General features: G+C 36.9%; 5 protein-coding genes. All 5 read right to left on the bottom strand.

Annotated features, from left to right (window positions below; translation table 11 throughout):
• Positions 1 to 95 precede the first annotated feature (95 nt).
• A complete protein-coding gene (locus ACWZFG_RS04760; protein WP_455577201.1) occupies positions 96 to 503 on the bottom strand; it encodes a hypothetical protein in 408 nt (135 codons plus the stop codon).
• The gene (locus tag ACWZFG_RS04755; protein ID WP_455577200.1) at positions 460 to 828 is read right to left on the bottom strand and encodes an RHS repeat-associated core domain-containing protein; all 369 of its coding nucleotides are present in this window, start codon (positions 826 to 828) and stop codon (positions 460 to 462) included. The genes ACWZFG_RS04760 and ACWZFG_RS04755 overlap by 44 nt, the downstream gene beginning before the upstream one ends.
• Positions 829 to 1,085: 257 nt before the next feature.
• Positions 1,086 to 1,556: a hypothetical protein gene (locus ACWZFG_RS04750; protein ID WP_455577199.1), complete on the bottom strand. Its 471-nt coding sequence runs from the start codon at positions 1,554 to 1,556 to the stop codon at positions 1,086 to 1,088.
• Positions 1,557 to 1,583: 27 nt separating this feature from the next.
• Positions 1,584 to 2,216, bottom strand: a complete 633-nt coding sequence (locus ACWZFG_RS04745; protein ID WP_455577198.1) for a hypothetical protein — start codon at positions 2,214 to 2,216, stop codon at positions 1,584 to 1,586.
• A 97-nt stretch (positions 2,217 to 2,313) separates the two neighbouring features.
• Complete coding sequence (locus tag ACWZFG_RS04740) at positions 2,314 to 2,583, bottom strand: hypothetical protein (protein WP_455577197.1); 270 nt, start codon at positions 2,581 to 2,583, stop codon at positions 2,314 to 2,316.
• Between the last annotated feature and the right edge of the window lie 314 nt (positions 2,584 to 2,897).

The following is a 2,897-nucleotide window of genomic DNA, read 5'->3' as shown; positions in this document are numbered from 1 at the left end:
CTATGAAAAAACAAATGCCGCCTACGAATCGTTACTACAACTCGCAGCAAGTATTATCATTTTTAGAAAATTAGGCGTTATTTAGGGATAAATTCTTAGAATAATGGTGTACTAACGGTGCCATATCCACCAACGCCAACTCCTGCAGATATATTCACTCCATTTCTTCCATCCCCCGAACTTATACATCCTCCAACAGGTCCCCTAATCCCGATTCCACCACTTACATTAGCCCCTTTTAGTGGTAATGATGTATCAGATTTTATGCTTGCTCCCACATATCCCCCTGTGCTGACACCATAACCGAGGTTAGCATTAATGCCACCCCCTCCGGAGAACCCCCCTGAAACTGAAAATTCAAATTCAAAAGCAAATCCACTCTCGCCCCAATATGCATAATCTGTATAGACCCCAGCAGTTAGGCTTAAATCATTCTCGACAAATTTATCACTCCAATAATCACGATAGTATTCTCCTGTTAAAACTTCCCCAAAAAACTTCATGCGCTGCATCTAACTCCTCTGATGTTGCATTCCAGTTGCCAGTCATAGCCCAACTATAAGCGGCGATAGGACACCGCCAAGCATGCCCATATCCCCATTGATCCCAACTATTTACAATATCATTTCCCAGCATACCATACAGGTTGTATCCCCCTTGTTCTTCGATAGGGTCTCTGGAGAGCCATCGTCCGAGTTCGGGGGAATAATATCTGTAATTGTAATATACCAGCCCCGTTTCCATATCAGAGTATTCACTGCTGAAACGGAATGGATTCTCTTCCGCGTATTCCCCACTGGAAACTGTCATTGCGAAAGCTCTTTCCATCGGAAGAAAAAATTGGCTTTGACTGGAAATACGTGACAAACTTGTTAACTCTCGGGAATGGCAGGAAAACGTTCTGTTCCATATCAATACCACCTCGGCATCGCAGTAGATCAACTCAACTCCTTGTTCCCATTCTAAACTGGGAATTTCAATCCATTGCCTAATATTCTATTAAAGCTACATCAATACATATCCAGACATCTTTATTGATATTTTTACTGATTGCAAAGCACAAATATGTTTAATTGCTATAAAAATTATTTCTCATCCTCAATAACTTTATTTTTCCAATCCTCAAGGATACGATTGATAAAAGGATCAATTTCTCCCCTGTCAAGCGGCTTATTTCTTGTTTTTGAATATAATTCAAAGTAGTCAAGCATAGTTTTCTTATATAATACATTTTTTTTGTTTTCTGCGGTATTTGAATAACGATCAAACAATGCGTAAATGATAATTTTATAGAAATAAAATTCTGCATCCTCAATAACTTTATAACTCTCAATTTTGTCTAACAATAGGTTAAAATGCTCTAGTTCCCAAATTATCAGTTCAGGATTATTGGTCCTATATGCCTGCTGAACATCATCATATCCCTTAACTACTTCATTATAAATCAACAACTTAAAAGCTTTTGAGGTATGATAACCAGCAAATATAATACCAGTCATGGCACCAGCAATAAAAATAATTATAAATACAGCTAGATAAATAATTTTTCTTTTCATTAATTTCTCTTATAGCTATGGGAACATCTAAACATCTTTTCGTTCTTTAAGTTCCCGTAGGTATTTTTCTGGTATTTTAAAGTTATATTTAATCGCTTTATCTGCATTTTTCTCTGCCATTCTGTAATTCTTACGATAATAAAAATTTACCGACAACAAAAAGTAGGCACGCCCGTTTGTCGGCTCTTTTTTCAAGACATCCAACAACAAAATTTTTCCCTTATTCAAGGCCGATAAAGATTTTGCTGTGTCGTCATTTTGGGCAAAAAATGCCCCTACACCATTATAAACATTGGCCCAATCCATATAAAAATTATTTTTTTCTGCCGGGGGTATTTCTTTTTGTGAGGCAAGTTGAAATAGGTCAAGCGATGAGATTAAAAATTTTTCAGCTTCTTTTTCATTTACCAAGCTTGCGCGTTCTCCCATTACAATTCCCCATCCCCAATAGGAATTGTAATTTTCAGGATCGAAAAACCAGCAATAATTAAACAGCCGTCCTGCATTTTTTAAAGAAGATGTCCATTTGTGACGTTTATATTCATGCAAATAGTACCAACCCGATTGAGCACACTGCTGACTAGATATTATATCTTTCGCTCTATTTTTCTCCCGATTTGCCGCGCGAAATGGCGTGTCTTTATAATTTTTATCTAACATTGTAGGCTCTTCCCATTTCATGCATCCGCAAAAAGATAAAATAGCAGATAGAACACAACCAATAAAAAACAACCTTCTAATCATATGATTTCCCTTTCTAGAAAATAAAATTCCATATATTGGACAGGCCGCTTACGGTAGCATTATATCCATCCCTCAGACCGCCTTGTCCTCCGAGAGCCGCAGCTCCAACTACGCCTTGCCATCTATCATACCACGGCACATCATTGCCAAATTTTGCAGCAGCATCCAGTTGACACTTCACCGAAGCATAATCGCAACCACTAAAGCACCTTCCCAATTCTGGTTCACAATCATTATTGTTACGACAATTTTTGTAACACTTGTCATGATTGAAAACCAGCAAATATAATACCGGTCATGGCACCAGCAATAAAAATAATTATAAATACAGCTAGATAAATAATTCTTCTTTTCATCAATTTCTCTTGCGATATGTTAATACTATTCCATCCAACGATGTCCGCAATTTTTACAAATATAATTTATTCCCACAGGAATAAAAGTAATGAGCTGAGTGATAAGAAAAAGGATGGGCCCCAATCTTGTATTAAATCTAAAACGATGTGAACCACATTGTGGACATTGGGGAATTTTTAATCTAAATGATTTCATATTTCATTACTTTCTAAAACTTTAAGGTCCAAAAACAGGAGTAGG

Source organism: Anaerosinus sp. (assembly GCF_965318445.1).
The sequence above is the reverse complement of the archived record's forward strand: the minus strand, read 5'-3'. Positions and strand labels throughout refer to the sequence as shown.

What these genes read in the sequence shown, in the direction of transcription:
- ACWZFG_RS04760 (WP_455577201.1), bottom strand. Translation starts at nt 503, where the DNA reads ATGAAGTTTTTTGGGGAAGTTTTAACAGGAGAATACTATCGTGATTAT.
- ACWZFG_RS04755 (WP_455577200.1), bottom strand. Translation starts at nt 828, where the DNA reads ATGGAAAGAGCTTTCGCAATGACAGTTTCCAGTGGGGAATACGCGGAA.
- ACWZFG_RS04750 (WP_455577199.1), bottom strand. Translation starts at nt 1,556, where the DNA reads ATGAAAAGAAAAATTATTTATCTAGCTGTATTTATAATTATTTTTATT.
- ACWZFG_RS04745 (WP_455577198.1), bottom strand. Translation starts at nt 2,216, where the DNA reads ATGTTAGATAAAAATTATAAAGACACGCCATTTCGCGCGGCAAATCGG.